1 protein-coding gene is annotated in these 446 nt (G+C 36.5%); it reads right to left on the reverse strand.

Translation table 11 applies throughout. The features are described from left to right. A partial coding sequence (locus tag M0D21_RS22585) for a Calx-beta domain-containing protein (protein WP_248334004.1) occupies positions 1 to 446 on the reverse strand: 446 nt, incomplete at both ends.

The following is a 446-nucleotide window of genomic DNA, read 5'->3' on the forward strand; positions in this document are numbered from 1 at the left end:
ATTATCTGCAATAGATATTCCTGTTTGTCCATTGGTTACCAGATTGGTTAGATTAATGAAATAGGTTTCTGTAGGTTCGGCAATGGTATTTTCAAGAATGGTAACATCAAATGTTTGTGTATTACTATTGGCTCCTCCAAAGCTTAGGGTTGTTGTTGTAATAGCGGTATAGTCACTAGCCGCGATAGCAGTATTATTAGCAGAGCTATAATCAACTGTAAAGTTATATTGTACATTTCCAGAAAGAGTTACCGTAAATGTTGCAGTACCATCTGATTCGTTTACACTTACATCATTAATACTCAATGCAGCTGTATCATTATCACTAATAGTTGCTGTAGCGGTATCTGTTGTAATGGATACTTGTTGTGCATTGGCATTGGTTACGGCAATAGTTCCCGTAAATGTTTCTGTAGGTTCAGCGATGACATCACCTAGAATATCTA

Source organism: Aquimarina acroporae, from assembly GCF_023195925.1.
GTDB lineage: Bacteria > Bacteroidota > Bacteroidia > Flavobacteriales > Flavobacteriaceae > Aquimarina > Aquimarina acroporae.